Here is a 23,147-nt window from a genome sequence, read left to right as displayed (position 1 = left end):
AGATTAGAGAGAAAACATATGACATGGCAAGGCACTGAAGTTGTTCACGTAGTTGCGATGGATAAAAATCGCTGTATCGGCAAGGGAAATGCATTGCCGTGGCATATCTCTGCTGACTTAAAACACTTCAAAGCCATTACCCAAGGTGGCGTAGTAATCATGGGTCGTAAAACTCTCGAATCAATGGGACGTGCTCTGCCGAATCGCGTGAATTGGATAATTACTCGTGACACAGAATGGCAGTTTGATGGTGTTAAAGTTGCACATACAATCGAAGATGCAATGAATGGTGCACTTACAGACGCACAACACGCAGAGAAAGCGTCATTATTTATTATTGGTGGTGGAGAGATTTTCACACAAACCCTTGCGATTGCAGATCGACTTGAATTAACGCATGTTGACCTAGATGTACAAGGCGATGCGCATTACCCACAAATCTCTGAGGATTTCAAGAAAGTAAACTCAGAACAGCAGATTGATGAAAAATCGAATGTAAGCTTTGAGTTTGCGACCTACCAAAAATAAAAATGGATCGCGCATCATCATGCATAACATTGGATCACGAGAGTTTTTTATTGCTTTAGGTATCGGGCTTTTACATAGTCTATTTACCTTGTTCGTGGTCCTTTCAAGCTTTTGGTTATGTCTTGCTCTATGGATTCAACAACCACTTGGTTCTCTTCTCAGCCGTATTACAATTATTCTTTGGGGCTTATTTGCACTCAGCCTAATTGGTGTTTACGTCAGTGGACACCTGATTAGTCGGCGTACAGACATCATTATTTATTGCTGTGCTTTTGCTCTTGCATTGATTTGGTATTTTTCTTTAGATGCAAGACAAGATCGAGACTGGGATCCAGAAGTTGCAGAACAGCTCAGTTATGAAAAGCATGGCGATACAGTAACACTTCACAATGTCCGCAATTTTAACTGGCATGCCGATGGCAGCTATGACATCCGCTGGGAAGATCGTACTGTTGATTTAAATAAAATCACAGGGGTGAATGTCATTACCTCCTACTGGATGGGACCACAAATTGCACACACGTTGGTCAGTTTTGATTTTTCGGATCAAAAACCATTAGTATTTTCTATTGAGATACGTAAAGAAAAAGGTGAAGCGTTTTCGGCAATCGGTGGCTTTTTTCGAAAGTATGAACTGAGCTTAGTTGCATCGGACGAAAAAGATATCGTCTATACACGTAGCAATATTCGACATGAACAAGTCTATTTATTTCCAATAAAAATGCCTGCAACAGAACGCAAAGCATTATTTATTGAGTATTTACACCAAGCCGATGAGTTACGAGCAGAAGCGAAATGGTACAACACTCTGACCAGTAACTGTACAACGCTTGTTTTCGACATGGTACAAGCCATCAACCCTCAACGTCTACCAAAAGACTATCGCCTCCTTGCTTCGGGTTATTTACCTAATTATCTATACGACCTTCAGGCACTTAATCAAAGTGTGAGTATGAAAGAATGGTATCGCTTAGCGCATATCAATCCCCGTGCAGAAAAATATGATCAGCAGTCCAATCAAAGTAGTGAATATTTTTCAAAAACGATTCGTGTTGGATTGCTAAAAACTGAGTGAAATTTCCACTAATTTAATTAAAATCATCTTAAATTTTACAAAAGGATACTGAAAGTTCTACTCGAGTTCATGCTTTTTTATTTAAATAATAATCATAGAAACACAACAATTTGGATTTTAGATCTTATGTTAAAAACATTATTAACATCTTGTACTTTAGCGGTTGCAGTTGTCATGACAGGTTGTGCGACAACCGATTCCCTTCAGACCTCACCACAAGCGTCTCAAAAAGAAAGTATTGATCTGTACAATCGTACTTGGATTGCAACACAGATTAATGGCGTTGAAGTAAAAAGTAATGATCTTTCAGGTAAACGACCTGCTATTCAATTTGATGCAAAAGAAAAACGTTTCTTTGGTGCAGATGGTTGTAACCAAATCCGTGGTAGCTTTGAAAGCCAAGGCTCTATCTTACGTCTAGGGCCAATTGCATCAACCATGATGGCATGTATCGGTAATGATAACAGTACGCTTTCTCGCCAGTATGCAAATGCTTTAGCAAGTACGACAAATTATGAGCTTAAAGGTCATGAACTGAAATTCCTTGATGCTTCAGGTCGTGTTTTAGTCACTTTTGTGACAGTCATTCAACCTTTGCCTTAATTTCTTAACCAAAGTAAAAGCTCGTTTCAAACACGGGCTTTTACTTTGTTAGGACTTCGTTTACTTTATTAGTATTCTTAAAATTAAAAATTGGGGAGTTTTATGCAACAAGCATTATTTGGTGGTGGTTGTTTTTGGTGTGTAGAGGCTGTATTTCTACAACTTAAAGGCGTTGAAAAAGTCGTAAGCGGTTATGCTGGTGGCATTAATCAAAACCCGACCTATGAACAAGTTTGCCAAGGTACCACTCAACATGCTGAGGTTGTCTTAATTGATTTTGATGAGCAGCAGATTAGTTACACTCAACTGTTGAATGTATTTTTTACAACACATGATCCAACAACACTAAACCGCCAAGGCAATGATATTGGTACCCAATATCGATCAGTTGTTTATTACTTCAATGAAGAACAAAAGCAACAAGCTGAGCAAATCATTCACAGCTTAGAAGATGAAGGGCTCAATATCGTAACGGAACTTAGCCCTGTACCAACCTTCTACCCTGCTGAAGAATATCACCAAAACTTTTATGCGCGGAATCCTTCACAAGGTTACTGTAACTTCAGCATTCCACCAAAGCTTTCAAAATTGCGCTCTAAATACCTTGATCTACTCAAAGCAGATTAAGCATAAAAAAAGCAACTCGCATCGAGTTGCTTTTCCTTTGTATTTCTTAATGTTAGTTTTCACTAACAAAAGCAATATCACTTAAACCAGCTTCACTGGCGCGAGACATCACTTGTGCAACCGTATCATATTTTGATTCTTTATCTGCACGTAATTGCACAGTCGGCTTATTCTCTGCTTGACCCGCTTCTTGAAAACGCTTTTCTAGCTCTTCTAAGCTAATAATCTTCGCATCCCAAGCAACCTCACCATTTTGATTAATACTAATCGTAATCGCTTTTGGTGGTGGATCAACAATTTCAGCAGTGGTTTTTGGCAAACTTAATGGAATTGATGGGTTAGCAACCGTTGCTGTGACTAAAAAGATAATCATCAATACCAACATAATGTCGATCAGAGGAATGAGATTCATCTCATTCATGCCACTGTCGTGGTCTTCACCCAATTGAAAGCCCATTTTAAGCTTGACCTCCAACTAAACTTTGTTGAGTTGCTTTAGTTTCTGTCTTTGCCGTTGTTTCTTGCTGCAACATAGTATCAATTAACAAGCTATGTGCTTGGTCTTGCAAGTCATGCGCTAAACCACGATTGAAACGTACACAAATGTTGTAAGCCAATACTGCTGGAATCGCAACTGACAAACCTAAACCCGTCATGATCAATGCTTCACCAACAGGTGTTGCAACTTGAGCTAAACCTGCCTGACCACTCGTACCTACAGCGACAAGGGCATGGAAAATACCCCAAACTGTACCAAACAACCCGACAAATGGTGCAAGCGAGGCAATTGTTCCAAGAACCGAAACACCTTTTTCTGCTTGAGATTTTTCAGCAGAGATTTGACGAAGAAGTGCTTGTTCAGCAACTGCTTTACGCTGCTCAAAAGTCAACGGCTGCAACTTAGCTTTTAATCCAGCCAAAGCTTGAGCAAGTTGAGCATAAGCCTGTTGTTTTAATTGGCGAGTTCCTAATAAGCGCAGAACAAAAATCGTCCATGTCGCAATCGACATTGCTAGAAGGATGAAATACAGCGTTTTACTTACTGCATCTGCGTGTTGCCAATAAACTGAAAAGTTCATATACGAACTCCTACTTAATAATAAAATTCAATCTGCTGATGCCTTTACTTTTTGACAACGCTTGCGTCAAATCCTTGTCGGATCACAAATGGAGTAATAATGCCATCTAGCTTATATGGTTTAAACCTAGCAGCATAAGTCTGCTTAACCACATAAGCATCAAACTTCTCATTACCAGTTGAGTTTATGATCTTCACATCAGTTATCTTTCCAGTACCATCTGATGTAATTTCGAGCACAATTACTTTCAGCCCATCTTCTGGCTTAAAGTAATACGCAACTTTATCGTCAGAAATTTTTGGTGATCTGCTCCAAGAAACATCCCCAGAGCTCACCTTTCTAGGTTTATTGCGATTTGCCTGATCTCTTAAAGCTTGCTCACGCGCTTGCTGTTCTCTCAATGCCTGTTCGCGAGCTTGCTGATCTTTTAAAGCCTGTTCACGCTGCAGTTGCTCAAGTCTTTGCTTTTCTAAATCTTGCTGTTTCTTTAACTTCTCTTGAGTATCATCCTGCTGTACCACTTTCGGCTCAATTTTTTGCACTTTCTGAGAAATAACTTTTGGTTTTTCTACAGGAGTTGGCTCAACCTTCTTTTCAATAGGTTTAGGTTCAACTTTTGGCTTAATTGGCTCTATTTTCGCAGGTGGCGGCGGAGGCGGTGCCTCTTCTGGTTTAATCTTGACGAATTTAACCTTTAACGGCTCTTTCTCGATTGGTTTTAGCTCAATCGGCTTCATGTGGCTAACAGCCCACAAAACTCCTACATGTCCAATCACAACCGCAACTAGGGCAGTGATGATTTTCTTTTTCATCGAGTGTGGTGTGTTGAATGTCGCAGGAGATTGACTCATAAGAATCTAAGTACCTATATAGATGGTGACGTTCCTATAAAGTAAAAAACGATTTCACTCATCGGATAGAACAATGAAAGTGCCGTAATAATAAATGAGAAGTGTTTTCATTTGCAACTATTTTTTGTGATGGTGACTAAATTTATTGCTCAAACCACACTCAGCATAAGCAAATGTTATAACATAACAATAATAGCATAAAAAAAGCATGCTGATTTAGCATGCTTTTTCATCGAGTATTTATTTGTTAGAAAACTACTGTTTTATTGCCATCAACAATAATACGGTCTTCTAAATGCCATTTCACAGCGCGTGCTAACACATTACGCTCAACATCTTCACCAAGCTCACGTAATTGCTCGACGTTATAATCATGGCTTACACGCTCAACGTCCTGCTCAATAATTGGGCCTTGATCTAGATCAGCAGTGACATAATGCGCAGTTGCACCAATCAGCTTCACACCTTTTTCATAAGCTTGCTTATAAGGATTTGCACCAACAAAAGCAGGCAAGAATGAATGGTGAATATTAATAATCTTCATTTCCCATTGCGAAACGAAATCTTCACTTAGAATCTGCATATAACGCGCAAGGATCAACAAATCATTACCTTGCATCATGTCATTGATTTGTGCATAAGCTTCGACTTTGTTGTCTTTATTCACAGGTACAACATGGAACGGTATACCAAAGTTCTCAACCGCTTCACGTAAATCAGGATGGTTAGAAACAACCTGTGTAATCTCACATGGCAATGAACCACGCGCATGACGCCATAACAACTCTAAAAGTGCATGATCGACTTTAGAAACTAAAATACCGACTTTTTTCAGTTCATTAACGAAAGTCAATTTCCATTGCATCTCATAACGTTCAGCAACATTTGCGGCAAATGTTTGCATCAACGCTTCTTTACGAGACTGCAAATGATCAAGTTCAAATTCAACACGCATGAAGTAACGTCCGCCTTGAGCTTCTGTCGCGTATTGATCAAGTGCGGTAATGTTTGCTCCCTGATGATACAAAAAGCTCGATACAGCTTGCACGATCCCCGGCTTGTCTTCACAAGTAATCAGTAATCGTGCTGTATTGGCAGTAGTCGTGTTCATGTGGTTAATATCACTTATTCAAATCAAATTAAAATCAAGCCGAGCATTCTAGCCCTTTTTTGCCTCAGACTAAATAGCTAAGGGCTACTCGTCGTCATTTTTAAGATTAGATAAGCTTGCAAATAACTCTGATGGGCCAAGCGACTTCAATAATTGTTCATAAGTTTGACGGCTTTCACCCATCAAATATGGGCCCTCTAAGAACACCATTTGACGCAACGCCTGCCAAACCCACTTTTCCTCTAAGCGATTATTATCGCTAATATGACCTGACATATACAAAAAGTTAGTCCAGTTGGTTAAGACGATCCACAAGTTGATGATCAATGCTTCGATTTCAGAATCTGTCATTTTCATCAAACCCGCATCAACGAAAGCACGATAAATACGTTGACCTTGTTGCATCACTTGCCCAGCAAAACGTGGGTAAATTTTTCTAAAGTCTTCATTATTTTCAACTAGATGATAAACATCACGATGAATGAAGCGATAAGCCCATAATTGATTACTCAATACTTGGAAATAACTAATTTTATCGTTGGCATTCAATGGGCGATCAGTAGGTAATGCCAGCATTTCCAGTGTTTCCGCCTGATACTGCTGCGCCAACTCTTTAATAATTTCTTGCTTGTTACGAAAGTGATAATACAAATTGCCAGGGCTAATACCTAACTCAGCAGCAATATGATTTGTCGTGACTGAGCGTTCACCTCGCTCATTAAACAACTGCAAACTGATCTGCAAAATTCTATCTTTTGTTTTGTTTGGCTTAGCTTGTGACATTGAATTAACCATCTATAACATTATCAATAGGTTATAAAACAAACCTATAAAGCGACTTGACACTTTAGAGTATTTACTCTAAAAATTAAAAAATAATAAGCTTTCTTTTGGTCCACTCCTATGAACAGTCAAACAAAAACAACCGCTATGACACCTCATGTTGATGTGAAACGGCTACATGATTTGCTTGAGCAGCAAAAAGCGGCTTACCAACGCCATCCTGTACCGAGCGCAAAAGAACGTATTGAACGCTTAGCTCGACTTAAAAATATCTTGGTAAAGTATCAAGATCAATTTGCTAACGCAATTAGTCAAGATTATGGCAATCGTGCAGTGATGGAAACCAAAATTGGTGAAGTTCTTACTTGTTTAGAGCATATCAAATACTATAGCAAGAACTTAACCGAATGGATGAAACCATCTAAACGCCATATCAGCATGTTACACCAACCAGCAAAAGGCTGGGTAGAATATCAACCACTCGGTGTTATTGGTGTGATTGCACCTTGGAATTATCCATTGTTGCTTTCTGTTGGGCCATTGATTTGTGCATTGGCTGCGGGTAACCATGCCATGATTAAAATCTCAAGCGCATCATCGAACTTTGGTTATGTACTTGAAAATGCACTTTCTGAAGCATTTCCTCAAGAACTCGTTGCCGTTGTAAATGGTGGTGGTGCAATTTCAGACGCATTTAGCCATCTTGCTTTCGATAAAATGATTTTTACAGGCTCTACCTCTGTTGGTAAAACAGTGATGGCCGCTGCTGCTCAAAATCTTGTTCCTGTCATTTTAGAACTAGGTGGAAAATCACCTGCTCTCGTTCATTCTGCAATGAACATTCGTGATGTTGCACAACGTATCGCTGTGGGTAAACTTTGGAATGCAGGTCAAACATGTGTTGCACCTGACTATATGTTCCTACCTAAAGGTAAAACTGCTGAGTTCACTAAGCACTATAATGACTTTGTGAATACGATGTACCCAACGCTACGTGACAATAAAGACTATACCTCTATTGTTAATGACAAGCAGTACAATCGCTTACAAGGTTATTTAGAGGATGCTCAAGCTCAAGGTGCAAATATTGTTGAGCTAAATAACAAAAAAGAGTCATTGACTGACGTTCGTAAGATTGCCCCAACCTTATTAACAGATGTAACGACTGACATGGAAATCATGAAGAATGAAATCTTCGGTCCTATTCTGCCAATTTTAGAATACGAACATATCGAAGATGCAATTCAATTCATCAATAGTCGTCCTCGTCCGTTAGCATTCTATTATTTTGATATCGACAGCGCGCGTGCAGAATATGTTGCAAGCCGCACTCATTCAGGTCACTTCGGGATTAACCAAACATTGACCCACGTCGCGCAAGACGATCTTCCATTTGGCGGTATCGGTGCATCTGGAATGGGTAAATATCACGGTAAAGAAGGTTTCTTTAGCTTCTCACACGAACGCTCAATGATGTCAAATCCTGTAAGTCCTAAACTTTACAGTTTAAAATTCATCCTTCCGCCGTATAATAAAGCGATGCATAAAGTGCTTTTAAAAACACTATTCCGCTAAGCTGATCAAGGCATGATCTATCACACTAGATCATGCCCTGTTTTTACCAAATTCGCTTGTCTTTTAATCGTATTTTTGGTATAAAACGCCCCTTGAATGATTTCATCCGTTTACTTGAATGGCTAGTTGCACGAATCAGTGCTATATGAACTAGCAATGGAGTTCACCATGTCTAAGGTTTGCCAAGTTACCGGCAAGCGTCCTATCGTTGGTAACAACGTATCGCACGCAAACAACAAAACCAAACGCCGGTTCGAGCCGAACCTGCACCACCACCGTTTTTGGTTAGAAAGCGAAAAGCGTTTTGTACGTCTTCGTTTAACCACTAAAGGTATGCGTATTATTGATAAATTGGGTATCGAGAAAGTTGTTGCTGATCTCCGTGCTCAAGGTCAAAAGATCTAAGGAGTCTGAACAATGCGTGATAAGATTCGCCTCGTTTCTACAGCTGGTACTGGTTACTTCTATACCACTACTAAGAACAAACGTACTATGCCGGAAAAAATGGAAATCAAAAAATTTGATCCAAAAATCCGTCAACACGTAATTTTCAAAGAAGCTAAAATTAAATAATTTTAGTTCTTTAAAAAAACGACTTCTTTTGAGGTCGTTTTTTTTTGCCCGATAGAAAGCTCAAACCCACTATAAAAGATTTACATAATTTTTTTTGATGATTAAAAAAAATATCATCAACAAATCCGATTTTAGTTGTTAAAATTTTAATCTATCCACTTTGGCATTTTTTATGCTTATTTACTTTGACCTTAACCGCAACGATTAAGGAGCTTCAATGCCACATGATGTTAATTTAATTATATTACTTGCTGTTGGTTTTGGTATGGCCCTCATTTTTGGCTATATCGCAGCACGTCTACGTTTACCCCCTTTAATCGGCTATTTAATTGCGGGCATTATTATTAGCCCAAATACACCGGGAGTCGTCGGTGATATTCAACTTGCCAATCAGCTTGCTGAACTGGGTGTTATGTTTTTGATGTTTGGCGTAGGTATGCATTTCTCCCTGAGCGACCTACTCCAAGTTCGCCGTATTGCTTTACCGGGTGCGATTCTACAAATTGCTGTTGCGACACTACTGGGTATGGTCGTTTCTATGTTCTGGGGATGGAGTTTTGGTTCAGCCTTAATCTTTGGTTTAAGTCTGTCATGTGCCAGTACCGTTGTATTACTTAAAGCACTCGGTGATCGCGGTTTACTTGATTCCGTGAATGGTAAAATTGCCGTCGGTTGGCTACTGGTTGAAGATCTTGTCATGGTCTTAGCGCTAGTTTTACTTCCTGCCACCGCAGTGTTGCTCGGTGGTCATGCCCTCCCTGGCACAGATACCTCACAAAGTATCTGGATCACCATTGGACTAACACTACTTAAAGTAACAGGATTTATCGCCTTTATGCTCATTATTGGTAAACGACTTGTGCCAATGATCATGCAATTTGTCGCTCGTTTAGGTTCTCGCGAACTTTTCACACTCACAGTCGTTGCTGCCGCCGTATCGATTGCCTATGGCTCATACGCTGTATTTGGCGTTTCTATGGCGCTTGGCGCGTTCTTTGCTGGAATGGTGGTAAAAGAGTCTGACTTTAGCCATCGTGCCGAAGAGGAGACCCTACCGTTACGTGAAATCTTTGCAATCTTATTCTTCGTTTCAGTCGGTATGCTGTTTGATCCAAGAATATTGGTCGAAGAGCCACTCCATATCTTAGCTGTCGTGGCAATCATCATGGTTGGTAAAACATTAGCTGCCATGGCGTTAGTTTTATTCTTCCGTTATCCAATCAATACAGCCTTGACTGTTGGTGCAAGTTTGGCACAAATCGGAGAATTCTCTTTCATTTTAGCGACACTAGGTTTAGCTCTTGGATTACTCACACCTGAAGCGCAAAATCTGATTCTCGCAGGCGCATTATTTTCTATTACGCTTAACTCTTTTATTTTCTCAGCAATCGAACCTGTTCAACGCTGGATTCGCGAACGCTCTCATTTGGCGCGCCTACTGGAACGTAGTGGTGACCCACTTGCCATGCTTCCAGATGAAGTTGATCAAGAATATCTACGCGATCAAGTGGTCATTATTGGTTACGGCGGTGTTGGCCGACGAATCAGCGAGAACCTCATGGAACAAAACATCAAAGTGGTTATTGCTGAGGAAAACCGTGAGATTGTTGAAAAATTACGTACGCAAGGCATTGCTGCGGTCAGCGGTGAAGCGACTGAACCGAATGTTTTGATTCAGGCACATATTCAACATGCCCGCTTACTGGTGATCTCACCTATGGATATTTTGGATATTCATCGTATTGTCGATATTTCTAAACAGTTAAATCCTGAAATCCAAGTACTGATTTGCGCTGAAAGTAAGGAAGAAGCAGCTGTCATCAGAGAAGAAAATATTGGTGAAGTGTTCTATGCAAAAGAAGAAATGGCGAAGAATATGAGTCATCATATTTTGAATCAGATCGAACTTGCGCACCAGTCGCCAGCACATTAAGCCTTTTCGATATAATAAAAAAGCGTACTGTAGTACGCTTTTTTTATGCAATTAACTTAAGTGAGCTGGCTGCTCATCCAGCACTTCTGCTTGCCATTGATTCATTTGTTTTTCCAACAAACCAAATAAAGCAGCTTGAATCATATGCTGAGCAACTGATGGAGTTTGATCTCCTAAGATTTCTTTAACTTCATCGCTAAACTGAATTTTCACCAATGGCTCTTTTTCAGAGTCAGCATTACGCAAAGCAAGCTCACCACCTTCGAGTTGAACAAGCTCTAAAACGGCTTCTTGATTACCAAACAATTCTTTTAACTGTTGCATTGACATATATTCTCTCCATGTTTCAACATGGTGGCAAAGCACGTTTGTACTTTGCGATCTCACGTCTTATTTATATGTGTACTGCTTGCTTAAATTTCAAGTGGTTGAATTGTTCAACTTAGAACTCGACCATTTCATTACGGAAACCATCAATCAGATGGCTCAATTCACGATGCCATTCACGTAGAATTTTGGCATCTGGCAACCACGCTTGTGGACTCTGAGTAACCTTAATAATGAGATTTGAAGACGTTTCACTTTCTGGTTCAGGTGCAGTCGGCTCAGGTGCATATTGACACATACGATAAGCACGTTTCAACTCTGCCACAAAACCATCTTTCGCTAACTGCTGTAAAACAACGATTTCAGGCGAAACCTGTCCTTTATCTGCCATATGCTCTTCAACCGATTTAAATGTCGGTTGTAAGTCATTTAAGCGGTAATAACGGACTAACTCCTGCAAGAACGCTAAGATTGCGCCATGCAAATGAAATACAGCTGCTTCACGGTATGCTTGAGCCTGTTGAATATGCTCAGTCTGCTCCGCTTGTTGACATGCGAGTCGAGCAAAATAGAGTTTTTGATTGGTACGATCGGCATGGTAGCGAGCAACACGAGACATAATAAATCCCTTTTTTCATTTCATTTAAATCTTGATTGATTGTAAAGCGAATTAGCGATGAAACAAATAGCACTTAGAGCTTCAATTCAAGACGATAAAGTTTTCTTTTCGCTATGGTTTCGATTGGCTGTGAAAATGGTCGTACATTGCTGATTACCCAAGCAAAATATCCCACTGCCCAAGATGAAGCACATGCTGCATTCACTTCATCTTCTGTCCAAAGATGTACGGACTCAATATCCACCAAAGCAACAGCTCGACCGATTTCCTCTTCACCATCTGCTAACAAGAAACTCTGATTTTCTACAATTACAAGATTTTTAAGTGGTAGATATTCAGGTTGCCATGAGCGAATTTCAAGCGTCTTTAAACCTTGTGCAATTCGCCCACCATTTGGCGCAACAATTGATAAAGCTTGATATTGCTTTAACATAAAAAATTAGGCTTTATCTTCCGCAATTTTTACACGGATACCAGCGCCTTTAACTTTCAAAGTATTTAAACCTTTTACAGCCTTAACCGCCTCACGCGGATTCGACATTTCAACAAAGCCAAAACCTTTAGACTTACCCGTATCAGCATCTTTTACGACAACGCAAGAATCAACTTTCCCATAGGTCTTAAATAAGTCGAGCACTTCTGCTTCGGTCACGCTACGATCTAAATTACGAACTAAAATTTTCATACTAAAACCTAAAAAGGATTCACGAACTTGTCTGTGAATCAACAACGATTGAATTGAACTAGTTTAATCGAAATCTATCCCAAAACCTAAATTGATTGTCGTCGAACGAGAACGATTAGCTTGTCCATAAGCACGAGGAATATCTCGATGAATCTGAACATCAACCAAATGCTGAGGCAAATCATTTAAAAAATAACTTTCTATTTTTCGCCCTAACTCATCGTATTGATCCTGTGACCATACATTCAGATTCTGCTTGGTCAAAATTAATTCATTTTCAGCGCGAGTTAATGCAACATACAGGACGCGTCGCTCCTCCTCTACGTCATCAAAATCACCTTGTGCTCTGGCATGTGGGTACTGATTTGGAGAGACATGAGGAACATAGCAAACTTTCTGCTCCGCACCTTTGGCTGAATGAATGGTAATCAGTGTGACAAGGTCTTGATCAGGTGTTTTATCAATTTCCGAAATAGAAATTGGATCAAGTACATACTCTTCTAAAAATTCACCTAAAGCACTATGTTTACGCGCCAATTGTTTGACCAAATCGAAGTCTTTAACACGACGAGACCAATCTTTGGTTTTATAATTATTTTCCAATTGCTCAGCCAATGCATCTAAGGCCAAGCCAATACAAGCTTCGACATGCTGTTGTAACACATCCAATTGCATCAAGATCAAAATGGCTTGTTGTGGTACTTTGCCATGTCGTTCTAAACGCTGACAACGCGCCTCTATATCAGGTAGCTGAATCAATTCTTGTGCTAACTTACTTGCACCGACATCCCCCACCCCATCCCAAAGCGTGAGAAAACGCATCCAAGCCAAATCATCCTGTGGATTGACGCTGACACGCAACAGACTCAAAACATCTTTAACATGCGCCGACTCAAGTAGTTTCACACCACCAATGAAGCGATAGGGAATATTTGCTGCAATCAGCGCACCTTCCAAATATCGCCCACTAAAGCCCGAACGCAATAACACCATGTGTTCAGCCCAAGCTGCCCCTTGTAGATGACGACGATTTAGATCTTGAATAATCCAATTTGCCTCTTCAAACTCATTACTCAAGATATGCAGTTGAGGTTTTAAGCCTTTACCACGATAGGCTTGTAAATGTTTGTCATAACCAATTTGGCTTTGATCAAGCAACCAATTGGATAAGTCTAAAATACCTTGAGTTGAGCGATAGTTCATTTCCAATGTAAGCACTTCGGCATCAGGAACACGCGCTTTGAAATGATGAATATTTTCAAAGTCAGCACCACGAAACCCATAGATTGACTGTGCATCATCACCTACACAAAACAATTTAACCTTCCCGACTAAAGGCTGTAACAACGCCCATTGCAATGGATTGGTATCCTGCATTTCATCGACTAAAAGTGCTGAACAAAAACCAGTGACCCATTTCACTAACTCAGATGAATTTTGTAGGTGTACGGCAACGATCGCTAAGATATCATCATAATCTAGAAAATTACGCTCTTGCTTACGCTGCTCATAAGCTTTCATCAGTTCAGTAATTTGTGCTTTATACTCTACTGCCTGTGGCAGTTGTTCAACTAAAGCATCCGAGAGTTTGGTTTTAGTGTTACGTGCATACGAATACAAATCACATAGCTCTGCTGCTTTAGGCAGCACATTACCTTTATCTTTACCACGTAATAATCGGAACATCAGCAATTGATCATCACGATCAATGATACTAAATTGTGTAAGACCAAAAGCGCGTGGATTACGACGTAGCAGATACATACAAAAAGTATGAAAAGTGGATGCACGCAAGCCCTTAGCCTGCTCACCCATATGTTGCTCAACACGCGTAATGATTTCACTCGCTGCACGGCGGGTAAATGTCAGAATTTGAATCTGTTGCGCAGGTAGTCCCTGATCAATTAAATACGCTGCTCTTGCCACAATCGTTTTGGTTTTACCACAACCTGCTCCTGCTAAGACCAAGCAGTTTTGCACAGTGGTTGTTGCAGCCTGTTTCTGTTGTGGATTCAGTTCATCAATTAGCTTGGCAAGCGTCATAAAATCGATCAGTTATAAACGAAACGTTATTTTAACAGACTCAGACACTCGATATGTTTCGGAGTACCTAAAAACAAAAAGAGCATGTAAACACATACTCTGAGGCGATCTGAATATTTAAAATATTTAAATAGTAGTAGAACTATGAGGAAGCTGCTTAATGGCACTAGCAAAGGTCAAATAATTAATCCCTTGGAATAAAATATCAATCGCAAGAAACATACCCAATACCCAGAAAGGTGAATCTGGCGATGACAGAATTAAAATACCTGTTAGTAGCGTCAAGATACCTGAAAATAACACCCAACCCCATCCAGAAATCGGTCTGAGAATAAAAGCATTCACCGTACGAATGATACCCGCGATAATCAAAGCAACGGCCAAAAAGCTGGTAAGTACGACCGCGGTAATCACAGGCGTAGTAAACGCAAAATAACCCGCCACGATGTATAAAACACCAAACAAGGCCCATAACCAACGTGTACCGCCTTTAAACACCATAAATGCAGCGACAAAATGTAAAATACCACCCAACATCATCAGTACACCGAATAAAAGTACGGCAGATAATGTTGCAAATGGCAGCGCCGCTAAAAGAACCAAACCAAAAACGACCAATAAGACACCTAATAACAGATACCACTTACGATCAGCATGTAGCTGATTACGAATGAGGTCATTACCCACAGTTTTCATCATTATTTACTCTTTTATCATCAATGTTATATTTATATATTGAGCGCCTTTTACGGTGAATTCTGTATAAGGCATGTTGAGAATTAATGACGGAATGTCAGAAAAATCTGTGTTTTATTTCAGTTTTTTTATTTTGTAGCAATCATTTTAAATAATATGGATAAGTCCAGATTTATCCACAGTTCATTTAATCCAGCCTACTTCTTGTGCAGTTATTACGCTGATCACGGTCTGCTCTAAGTTCTGCGGCATTTTGCTTTTTTGCGCTGATAATGGGATACGTCCACCCATGATTTCAGCTTCAGTCTGCGGATACAAAGGCTGTTTATCCGCTTGAGCATAGCCAATTGGAAAAATAGGTTCACCCGTATTTAAATTATATTTATCCGTTGCGCCAAAACCATGGAGCAGCTCATGTACCAAAACGACATTGTTCTGCTCGACTTGTTTTTGTGATGCGAATAAATTGACTGATCCAATTCGTCCTCTTTCTAATGCCGTAGAGTGTTTTAATTCTCTTGTTTGCTTCGGATCATAATAATTGAGATATAAGGTTAAACTCGGCGATCCATCAATAGATTGATGTTGCTTCCAAGCATAATAGCGAAACTTGAGACTCCATAAGATATTTTTCAAAATGCTTGGTTGTTCGGACATTCGTGGGGGCACTGTGTGTAGCTCTCGCCCAATTTGAATCATGAAATAACTACTTTGCCCACGATACTGTCGACTATTTTCTTCTAAATATTGTTTTACATCAGCAAAGTCAGCTGACTGTAATTGTTGAATATATTGTTGTGTTGAAGCCAAACCATCTGCATTGATCGGGTGTAAAAGAATATTAATGGGTTGATTCCAGTTTTGATTTTGATCGCGATATGCATTTACTGCAACGATCAAAAGCACGACCAATAGACATGCTACTCGGATATTTTTCCACATTTTTAAATTCCCCACCCAACACTTGATTTTTTAATTTTGTTCTATAAAAAATGCTAGCAAGTTGCTAGCATTTTTTGAATATTTCTACTTTAGCCTTCCACCCATTTTCCATCTTGGAAAACTAAGCTCCACTTGGTTTGCTTACCTTCTGCTGTTTCAGAACCTACATATTGTGCTTGGTTCTTACGACTAAATTTCACTACAGTTGCATTTCCTTCTGGGTCAACATCAGGCGCTTGCAATAAGAATTGATATTTAGGATCGAGCTGATCTGCAACACTGCGCAGCTCCGCAACTTTTGGTGCACGCGTCTCTCGAATTTTCGGGAATTTACTTGCCGCCAAGAATAGACCCGCTGCGCCATCACGTAAAACGAAGAAATCATCATGCTTGGTTGAGCGCAGGTGTTCCATTTTGATTGGGTCAACACGCGGCGGCGCAGGCTGACCATTTTTCAATACCTTACGCGTGTTATCACAGCTAGAACAAGCGAAGTATGGACCAAAACGACCTGTTTTCAACTGCATCTCACCATCACATTTATCACATGGAATGGTTGGGCCATCATAACCCTTGATTTTGAATTCGCCTTCTTCAAGCTCGTAGCCATCACAATCAGGGTTATTACCACAGACATGAAGTTTACGACCACCATCAACCACATAGCTATCCATTGCCGTCCCACACTTAGGACAACGATGTTTGGACATTAAGTCTGCAGTTTCTGCACCATCATCATCTGATAATGCTGCTAAAGATTCTACAGGGGTTAAATTGAGCGTACCTTTACAACGTTCTTTTGGTGGCAAGTTATAACCAGAACATCCTAAAAACACACCTGTCGTTCCTGTACGGACTTGCATTGGACGCGAACATTCAGGACATGGCACATCTGCAACTTCAACAGGCTGATTACGGCGCATACCGTTTTCCCCCTGTGCATTGGTCAAACGCTTTTTAAAATCACCGTAGAATGTATCGAGTAACTCTTTCCAATTACGTTCACCTGTCGCAACGCGGTCTAACTGTCCTTCTAAATCTGCTGTAAAAGCATAATTCATCAGGTTGTTAAAACTTTCATCCAAACGATCAGTAACGATCTCACCCATCTTTTCTGCAAACAGACGACGGTTTTCAAGCTTTACATAACCCCGTTCTTGAATCGTCGAGATAATCGCAGCGTAAGTCGATGGACGACCAATGCCTTTTTTCTCTAACTCTTTCACCAAAGATGCTTCAGTAAAGCGTGCAGGTGGTTTAGTAAAATGTTGACTCGGATCAAGCTTCTCTAGCTTAAGCACTTCACCCACTTTTACCGCAGGCAATAAAATATCATCATCAGATTTATTGGCACCACGAACGCGGGTAAAGCCATCAAACACTAAAGTACGACCTTTGGCTTTCAATTCAACATTTGCCGCTTCAACTGTTAAAGTTGATGATAAATATTCAGCTGGTGTCATTTGACACGCAACGAATTGACGCCAAATTAAATCATATAAACGCTGAGCATCACGTTCTACGCCTGCAAGCTTGTCACCCGTCAAAACTACATCTGATGGACGGATTGCTTCGTGGGCTTCTTGTGCGCCTGCTTTATTGCCATAACGATTTGGTTTCGCCGGTAGGTATTTGTCACCAAAGCTTTGTTGAATATGATTACGTACCATATTCACAGCGTCATCACTCAAAAAGGTTGAGTCAGTACGCATATAAGTAATAAAACCGCCTTCATACAAGCGTTGCGCAAGCATCATGGTTTTCTTTACAGAGAAACCTAAGCGTGTACTGGCTGCTTGTTGTAAGGTTGAAGTGATATAAGGTGCGCTTGGGTTTACCTTAGTCGGTTTATCTTCGCGTAACGCAACTTTATATTCTGCGTCTTTTAATACATTGAGTAATGCATCAGTTTCAGCTTTATTTTTAAGCTTAAGCGTTTTACCTGCTTGTCGAACGGCTTCTAAACGAATGTCATCTTTCTTAGACAAGGTGTCTGCAAAGACTTGCCAATATTCTTCTGGAATAAATGCACGAATTTCACGTTCACGCTCAACGACCAGTTTCACCGCAACAGACTGAACACGTCCTGCTGAAAGTCCACGCGCAATTTTTTCCCACAATAGTGGTGACACCATGAAACCAACAACACGGTCAAGGAATCGACGTGCTTGTTGTGCGTTTACACGGTTTAAATCAAGACGTGTTGGCTGTTTAAACGCTTCTTGAATCGCATTTTTGGTAATTTCGTTAAATACAACACGATGGTAACGACTGTCATCACCGCCAATCACTTCACGCAAATGCCAAGCGATTGCTTCCCCTTCTCTATCCAAATCCGTTGCGAGATAGATGGCATCGGCATCTTTAGCGAGCTTTTTTAATTCAGCAACAACATTTTCTTTACCTGGAAGCACTTCATAATGTGCAATCCAATCATGTTCAGGATCAACCCCCATACGGTTGATCAATGCACTTTGAGCTTTCTCAGCTTTTTGTTCTTCTGTGAGCTTGGTTCGTGTAGCTGGCTTCTTTTCTGTTGATTTTGCACCGCCACCTGTAGGTAAATCACGTACGTGACCGACCGATGACTTCACAACAAATTGTGAGCCTAAATATTTATTAATGGTTTTCGCTTTTGCAGGCGACTCCACAATCACTAAGGCACGTTTATTTGCAGCAGATGTTGAAGCTGCTGTGCTTTTTGAAGCAGAGCGTGGGGTATTCGCCATAATTAAAAAAAATTCCTATGATCAATCAAAGAATTAGCGCTTCGCCAATTCATGTAAATAAGCTTTCATATCGTCAAGCTGTGTCGCTCTCAGGTCTGTTTCTTCATCCCAATAAAGCCCGACACAGTTAGCCTGCATATCAATAGCATAAACTCCTGTTAATGCAATGGGTAAATCATTAAATTTCTGATCACCTTGCACCACTTGTAGCTTGCCATCAACCACTCTTGCTCGCATCAGCGCTAAGCGTGCATCTGGAATTAGCACACTATAATAAGCCACCATGCTGGCACGTTTTTCTGAAGCCATTGGAACTTTTGTCCATTCTGGAGCAACAATTAAACGCGGATGTAGTCCCATTTTTCGTGCTTGATCACGCATTAATCCTAGTGCCTTTTCTCTCGGACTTACACGCAAGCCAAAAATTGAACCCAGTACAAAAAGTACAATCGCAACCGTTATCCAAATTCCAATATTACTCATAATGTCGCCCAAAACATCCTTTTATTAGCGTTACATAAGTTGAATAAAAAAGGCAAGTTACAACCTAAAAATATTACTCAATTCATTTATAAACTAGAAATCGATCTATTTATATAAAATGATACTTCATCATCTATAACTACTTCGATTTATTTTATTCAACTGAAGTTATTTTACCGAACTGATCAATATGAGCATCTCCCCAACTTTTTAGAGCCAATAAAATATGCTCTAAACTATGGCCAAAATCAGTTAAACAATATTCAACTTTAGGGGGAACCTGAGGATAGACCTCACGGTGAATAATGCCATCTTGTTCTAACTCACGAAGTTGATTGGTCAACATTCTCTGTGTAATAGAAGGAATACGTTTTCGAATTTCGTTAAACCGTAATGTACCTTCATTTAATAAATGCCAGAGAATAACGCATTTCCACTTTCCATCAATCAAGCTAATGGCGGCTTCAACAGAACAACCAGGTGAGCAATCAAAACTCGAATGTCGTGCTTTTGCCATACAACAGTATCCTTTTTGACACTATGAGCGTTATTTGTGTGTAGTCACATAATCTAAGCTTACGCTAAGCTCAAATTCCGAACAAGAGGAATCACCATCATGAAAGCTGTGGCATATCAAAAAGCAAGTCCTATCTCATCTACAAGTGCGCTCATTGATATTGAAATTGATGCACCAACCGCACAAGGTCATGACTTACTCATTCGCGTTCAAGCAGTTTCTGTAAATCCAGTTGATACCAAAATTCGTCACAACGTAAATCCTGAACACAATCAATGGAAAGTTTTAGGGTGGGATGCTGTCGGTGTCGTCAAAGCTATCGGCGAGGAAGTAACATTATTTAAAGTTGGAGATATTGTTTGGTATGCAGGCGCACTGAATCGTCAAGGTAGCAACAGCGAATTGCATTTAGTGGATGAACGTATTGTTGGTCATAAACCAAAGTCGATCGATACTATTGAAGCAGCGGCCTTACCTTTGACGGCAATCACTGCATGGGAAATGTTGTTTGATCGTTTAAAAGTACCGACTTCATCACCTTTAAATACTACTATCTTGGTGATTGGTGGTGCTGGTGGTGTAGGTTCAATGGCTATCCAACTGCTCAAGCAATTAACTAATTTAACAATTATAAGTACTGCCTCTCGTCCTGAAACAGCCGAATGGGTCAAACAGCTCGGTGCAGATTTTGTTTTAGACCACCGTCAACCCTTAGCAGAGCAAATAACCAAGCTCGGTCTAAATGCACCAACGTATGTATTTTCAACCACTCAAACCGATCAACATTTACCTGATATTGCACAACTGATCGCCCCTCAAGGGCATTTCGGCTTGATTGATGACCCTGAGCAATTAGACATTAAGCCCTTTAAATCAAAGTCAGTGTCGATTCATTGGGAATTTATGTTCACACGCTCAATGTATCAAACTGAAGATATGATCAAACAAAGTGAGCTGCTTAATCAAATTTCAACACTTGTAGATGCTGGTAAAATTAAAACCACAGTAACCCAAGTTTTATCTCCAATTAATGCAGAGAACCTCAAACAAGCACATCTACAAATCGAAAGTGGCTCAACGAAAGGTAAAATCGTACTGCATGGTTTTTAATATTAAACTGTCAAATAAAAGACAAAATATGGCAAGTTTCACGCTTGCCATATATTAATAATGCGGTGGTTTATTACTCATCGGATCAAAAGGTACAATTCCTTCAGATAAATCGGATGCTTCAACACGTTGATACAAAATTTGCATTTGTTTTTTTAAATCAGCTATTTCTTTGGTCTGAATTGCCAATTGTTGATTTAACTGTTCAACTAAATCATCTAAAAATGCAATTCGGACTTGCAAATCTTCAATGGGTGCGGAAAATGACGCGTGATCATCAAAATTATGTTGTTTAGTCATTTCAGACCTCATCTGAACTTTTAGGAAACATTATGGCCTATATTACTTTAAGGGATGTCCATCTCGCATTTGGCGGACCTGCCCTACTCGACGGCGCGCACTTTAATCTAGAACGTGGCGAGCGAGTCTGTTTGATTGGCCGTAATGGTGAAGGTAAGTCTACTTTATTAAAACTGATTGAGGGAAGTTTATTGCCCGATACGGGTGAAGTTTCGATTCAAAATGGCTTAACTGTTTCAATGTTAGCCCAAGATGTGCCAATGGATTCAGGCAAAGTAGCTGATATTGTTGCTGACGGCGCAGGCGAAGCTGCAACAGTACTCAAAGAATACCATGAAGCAAGTGATGCCTGCGTACTCGGCGATATGGAAGCCTGCGATCGTATGGGTATGTTGCAACATAAACTCGATCAGCTTGATGGTTGGGCGCTTGAAAACAAAGTGAATACCATCTTAGGTAAAATGGGACTTGACCCAAATGCCGATTTAGCAGACCTTTCAGGTGGTCGTAAGCGCCGTGTACTACTTGCACGCGCCCTGTTGACTCAACCAGATGTATTACTACTCGATGAGCCAACCAACCATTTAGACGTTGAAAGTATCGAATGGTTAGAAAAATTCTTACTCGATCAAAACAATCTCACATTACTATTCATTTCGCATGACCGTTCATTTGTTGACAGCATCGCAACACGTATTGTGGAGCTTGACCGAGGTATTTTGCGTGGTTACGAAGGTAACTATTCACGCTATCTCGAACTTAAAGCACAACAAATGGAAGCAGAAGAAAAACAAAATGCTTTATTTGATAAAAAGCTAGCAGAAGAAGAAGCATGGATTCGTCAAGGCATTAAAGCGCGCCGTACTCGTAATGAGGGACGTGTTCGCGCATTAAAAGACCTACGTGAACAATCTAAAGCTCGTCGTTCGCAGCAAGGCAAAGTAACGATGGCGGCACAAGAAGCCAATCGTTCAGGAAAACTCGTTTTTGAAATAGAACACTTAAGTGTCAGCTATGATCATAAACCATTGATTAAAGACTTCTCTGCAATTGTACTTCGTGGCGATCGTATTGGCTTAGTTGGTGATAACGGTGTCGGTAAAACCACCTTGATCAAAGCGATCTTAGGTGAAATTGAGCACGGTGGATCAGTAAAAACAGGCACACAACTTGAAGTCGCCTATTTCGATCAATTACGTAATGCACTTGACCTTGAAAAAAGTGTCATGGCAAACGTTTCGGAAGGTTCTGATTACGTTGATGTGAATGGAAACCGCCGCCATATTTACAGTTATTTGCAAGACTTTCTATTCTCACCTGAGCGTGCGCGTACACCTGTTAAAGCACTTTCAGGTGGCGAACGAAATCGTATTTTATTGGCGAAACTGTTACTTAAACCATCAAACTTAATCGTGATGGATGAGCCAACCAATGATCTCGACATGGTGACTTTAGAGCTGCTTGAAGAATTACTTTCAGAATACAAAGGTACGCTATTACTGATCTCGCATGACCGTGCATTTATGGATAATGTCGTGACTTCAACATGGGTATTCGATGGTAAAGGCAACATTGACGAGTACATCGGTGGTTACCAAGATTACTTGGAGCAACGCCCAGATCAGAAAGTCGTAGATCAAAAAAGTGATGTAAAAAAAGCACAAGCCAAAGCTGAAGCTGCGGCAGCAACAGCTGCACCGAAAAAAGTAAAACTCAGTTATAAGGATCAGCGTGAGTTAGAACAACTTCCAGCTGAGATTGAAAAACTAGAAACTGAACAAACTGAACTATCAGAAAAATTAGCAGATGGTTCATGGTTTGTTTCGGATGCGAATGCCGCAACTTCAGCAAGTCAACGTTTAGCAGAAATCGAAGAATTATTGCTAGAAAAATTAGAGCGTTGGGATGAGTTAGAAAACGCATCTAAAGGATAATTAAATCATCAGGCACCTATCATT

The 23,147-nt window shown here is 40.2% G+C and carries 26 protein-coding genes; 10 read left to right on the top strand and 16 right to left on the bottom strand.

The window, feature by feature from the left end:
* Positions 1-18: 18 nt before the first annotated feature.
* The 4 genes from F959_RS01430 to msrA all read left to right on the top strand — a co-directional run bounded on the left by F959_RS01430 (position 19) and on the right by msrA (position 2,833).
* Complete coding sequence (locus tag F959_RS01430; protein WP_004876733.1) at positions 19-528, top strand: dihydrofolate reductase; 510 nt, start codon at positions 19-21, stop codon at positions 526-528.
* 19 nt (positions 529-547) lie between these two features.
* Positions 548-1,603 carry a DUF4105 domain-containing protein gene (locus tag F959_RS01425; protein WP_004876731.1) on the top strand — a complete coding sequence of 352 codons (1,056 nt, stop codon included), beginning with the start codon at positions 548-550 and terminating at the stop codon, positions 1,601-1,603.
* Positions 1,604-1,729: 126 nt separating this feature from the next.
* Positions 1,730-2,206: an META domain-containing protein gene (locus F959_RS01420; RefSeq protein WP_004876730.1), complete on the top strand. Its 477-nt coding sequence runs from the start codon at positions 1,730-1,732 to the stop codon at positions 2,204-2,206.
* Between the two features lie 102 nt (positions 2,207-2,308).
* A complete protein-coding gene (msrA, locus tag F959_RS01415) occupies positions 2,309-2,833 on the top strand; it encodes a peptide-methionine (S)-S-oxide reductase MsrA (RefSeq protein WP_004876728.1) in 525 nt (174 codons plus the stop codon).
* Positions 2,834-2,885: 52 nt separating this feature from the next.
* Here msrA and F959_RS01410 read toward each other — a convergent pair whose 3' ends face one another.
* The 5 genes from F959_RS01410 to F959_RS01390 form a co-directional block, all read right to left on the bottom strand.
* Complete coding sequence (locus F959_RS01410) at positions 2,886-3,290, bottom strand: ExbD/TolR family protein (protein ID WP_004876726.1); 405 nt, start codon at positions 3,288-3,290, stop codon at positions 2,886-2,888.
* Between the two features lies 1 nt (position 3,291).
* Positions 3,292-3,912 carry a MotA/TolQ/ExbB proton channel family protein gene (locus F959_RS01405; protein ID WP_004876724.1) on the bottom strand — a complete coding sequence of 207 codons (621 nt, stop codon included), beginning with the start codon at positions 3,910-3,912 and terminating at the stop codon, positions 3,292-3,294.
* 44 nt (positions 3,913-3,956) lie between these two features.
* Positions 3,957-4,763 carry an energy transducer TonB gene (locus tag F959_RS01400; protein ID WP_004876722.1) on the bottom strand — a complete coding sequence of 269 codons (807 nt, stop codon included), beginning with the start codon at positions 4,761-4,763 and terminating at the stop codon, positions 3,957-3,959.
* 247 nt (positions 4,764-5,010) lie between these two features.
* A complete protein-coding gene (purU, locus tag F959_RS01395; protein WP_004876720.1) occupies positions 5,011-5,874 on the bottom strand; it encodes a formyltetrahydrofolate deformylase in 864 nt (287 codons plus the stop codon).
* An 84-nt stretch (positions 5,875-5,958) separates the two neighbouring features.
* Positions 5,959-6,657, bottom strand: a complete 699-nt coding sequence (locus F959_RS01390; RefSeq protein WP_004876718.1) for a TetR/AcrR family transcriptional regulator — start codon at positions 6,655-6,657, stop codon at positions 5,959-5,961.
* Between the two features lie 120 nt (positions 6,658-6,777).
* On the opposite strand from F959_RS01390, the gene F959_RS01385 reads away from it, so the two are divergent.
* The 4 genes from F959_RS01385 (at position 6,778) to F959_RS01370 (ending at position 10,738) form a co-directional block, all read left to right on the top strand.
* Positions 6,778-8,232 carry a coniferyl aldehyde dehydrogenase gene (locus tag F959_RS01385; protein ID WP_004876716.1) on the top strand — a complete coding sequence of 485 codons (1,455 nt, stop codon included), beginning with the start codon at positions 6,778-6,780 and terminating at the stop codon, positions 8,230-8,232.
* Between the two features lie 168 nt (positions 8,233-8,400).
* Positions 8,401-8,637: a 50S ribosomal protein L28 gene (gene rpmB, locus F959_RS01380; RefSeq protein WP_004649871.1), complete on the top strand. Its 237-nt coding sequence runs from the start codon at positions 8,401-8,403 to the stop codon at positions 8,635-8,637.
* Positions 8,638-8,649: 12 nt separating this feature from the next.
* The gene (rpmG, locus tag F959_RS01375) at positions 8,650-8,805 is read left to right on the top strand and encodes a 50S ribosomal protein L33 (protein WP_003654787.1); all 156 of its coding nucleotides are present in this window, start codon (positions 8,650-8,652) and stop codon (positions 8,803-8,805) included.
* Positions 8,806-9,022: 217 nt separating this feature from the next.
* Positions 9,023-10,738, top strand: coding sequence for a cation:proton antiporter (locus F959_RS01370; RefSeq protein ID WP_004876714.1), 1,716 nt, complete (start codon positions 9,023-9,025; stop codon positions 10,736-10,738).
* A gap of 51 nt (positions 10,739-10,789) precedes the next feature.
* Here F959_RS01370 and F959_RS01365 read toward each other — a convergent pair whose 3' ends face one another.
* From F959_RS01365 to F959_RS01320, 10 genes are all read right to left on the bottom strand, one after another.
* A complete protein-coding gene (locus F959_RS01365) occupies positions 10,790-11,068 on the bottom strand; it encodes a hypothetical protein (RefSeq protein WP_004876712.1) in 279 nt (92 codons plus the stop codon).
* A gap of 112 nt (positions 11,069-11,180) precedes the next feature.
* A complete protein-coding gene (locus tag F959_RS01360) occupies positions 11,181-11,684 on the bottom strand; it encodes a DUF6586 family protein (RefSeq protein ID WP_004876710.1) in 504 nt (167 codons plus the stop codon).
* A gap of 73 nt (positions 11,685-11,757) precedes the next feature.
* Positions 11,758-12,117 (bottom strand): ASCH domain-containing protein, encoded by a 360-nt coding sequence (locus F959_RS01355; protein ID WP_004876707.1) that lies wholly within the window; start codon positions 12,115-12,117, stop codon positions 11,758-11,760.
* A gap of 6 nt (positions 12,118-12,123) precedes the next feature.
* On the bottom strand, positions 12,124-12,369 hold the full coding sequence (locus F959_RS01350) for an RNA recognition motif domain-containing protein (RefSeq protein ID WP_004876705.1): 246 nt from the start codon (positions 12,367-12,369) through the stop codon (positions 12,124-12,126).
* 63 nt (positions 12,370-12,432) lie between these two features.
* Positions 12,433-14,412, bottom strand: a complete 1,980-nt coding sequence (locus F959_RS01345) for an ATP-dependent helicase (protein WP_004876703.1) — start codon at positions 14,410-14,412, stop codon at positions 12,433-12,435.
* A gap of 126 nt (positions 14,413-14,538) precedes the next feature.
* Entirely contained in the window at positions 14,539-15,111 is a 573-nt protein-coding gene (locus F959_RS01340) for an HdeD family acid-resistance protein (RefSeq protein ID WP_007478960.1), read from the bottom strand.
* Positions 15,112-15,291: 180 nt separating this feature from the next.
* Positions 15,292-16,050: a hypothetical protein gene (locus tag F959_RS01335; RefSeq protein WP_004876699.1), complete on the bottom strand. Its 759-nt coding sequence runs from the start codon at positions 16,048-16,050 to the stop codon at positions 15,292-15,294.
* An 89-nt stretch (positions 16,051-16,139) separates the two neighbouring features.
* On the bottom strand, positions 16,140-18,779 hold the full coding sequence (gene topA, locus F959_RS01330; protein ID WP_004876697.1) for a type I DNA topoisomerase: 2,640 nt from the start codon (positions 18,777-18,779) through the stop codon (positions 16,140-16,142).
* Positions 18,780-18,812: 33 nt separating this feature from the next.
* Positions 18,813-19,262, bottom strand: coding sequence for a hypothetical protein (locus tag F959_RS01325; RefSeq protein ID WP_004876695.1), 450 nt, complete (start codon positions 19,260-19,262; stop codon positions 18,813-18,815).
* 154 nt (positions 19,263-19,416) lie between these two features.
* Positions 19,417-19,779: a winged helix-turn-helix transcriptional regulator gene (locus F959_RS01320; RefSeq protein ID WP_004876693.1), complete on the bottom strand. Its 363-nt coding sequence runs from the start codon at positions 19,777-19,779 to the stop codon at positions 19,417-19,419.
* 99 nt (positions 19,780-19,878) lie between these two features.
* Between F959_RS01320 and F959_RS01315 the strand changes: the two genes are divergently transcribed.
* On the top strand, positions 19,879-20,889 hold the full coding sequence (locus F959_RS01315) for a zinc-binding alcohol dehydrogenase family protein (protein ID WP_004876691.1): 1,011 nt from the start codon (positions 19,879-19,881) through the stop codon (positions 20,887-20,889).
* Positions 20,890-20,943: 54 nt separating this feature from the next.
* Here F959_RS01315 and F959_RS01310 read toward each other — a convergent pair whose 3' ends face one another.
* Positions 20,944-21,189 carry a SlyX family protein gene (locus F959_RS01310; protein ID WP_004876688.1) on the bottom strand — a complete coding sequence of 82 codons (246 nt, stop codon included), beginning with the start codon at positions 21,187-21,189 and terminating at the stop codon, positions 20,944-20,946.
* Between the two features lie 32 nt (positions 21,190-21,221).
* On the opposite strand from F959_RS01310, the gene F959_RS01305 reads away from it, so the two are divergent.
* The gene (locus F959_RS01305; protein WP_004876685.1) at positions 21,222-23,123 is read left to right on the top strand and encodes an ATP-binding cassette domain-containing protein; all 1,902 of its coding nucleotides are present in this window, start codon (positions 21,222-21,224) and stop codon (positions 23,121-23,123) included.
* Positions 23,124-23,147: the final 24 nt, after the last annotated feature.

The sequence above is a fragment of the Acinetobacter venetianus RAG-1 = CIP 110063 genome, assembly GCF_000368585.1.
Classification (GTDB): Bacteria; Pseudomonadota; Gammaproteobacteria; order Pseudomonadales; family Moraxellaceae; genus Acinetobacter; species Acinetobacter venetianus.
The sequence above is the reverse complement of the archived record's forward strand: the minus strand, read 5'-3'. Positions and strand labels throughout refer to the sequence as shown.